The sequence below is a fragment of the Halalkalibaculum sp. DA384 genome, assembly GCF_043951955.1.
Classification (GTDB): domain Bacteria; phylum Bacteroidota; class Rhodothermia; order Balneolales; family Balneolaceae; genus JAMQKA01.
In genome coordinates this window covers 1-321 of sequence record NZ_JBINJE010000141.1, presented here as the reverse complement: position 1 = coordinate 321, position 321 = coordinate 1, and the positions used below count along the sequence as shown (strand labels likewise).

Sequence of the window (321 nt, the reverse complement as noted above, 5' to 3'; positions counted from 1 at the left end):
AACGTGAGTTCGAGATAAGAAAAGTACTTATTTCGAATAAAAAAGCGGAAGATTCAGTATATTTAAGTCGTTGCGCAACATAAACTTAACCAAATCTCCCGCCATGATTAACGTCCTTAAAATTACGGAAATATTTTGTTCTTTGGATGACTTTTGTACCGATTTTTTGCCCGTCTGGCATCGCCATCTGTTGGCGGCAGGCAAGTCTCGCATAAAACCCTGCCGACTGTCCCCTTCGGAAGTGATGACCATTCAGGTACTGTTCCATCTGTCCGGGGTCCGTACCTTTAAAAAGTTCTACCAAGGCTATGTTTGCAAGCA

At 42.7% G+C, this 321-nt stretch carries 1 protein-coding gene; it reads right to left on the bottom strand.

Features of this window, described 5'->3' with window-relative positions; translation table 11 throughout:
• Nucleotides 1–85: 85 nt before the first annotated feature.
• A partial coding sequence (locus ACG2E4_RS18605; RefSeq protein ID WP_395277528.1) for a hypothetical protein occupies nucleotides 86–321 on the bottom strand: 236 nt, incomplete at its 5' end.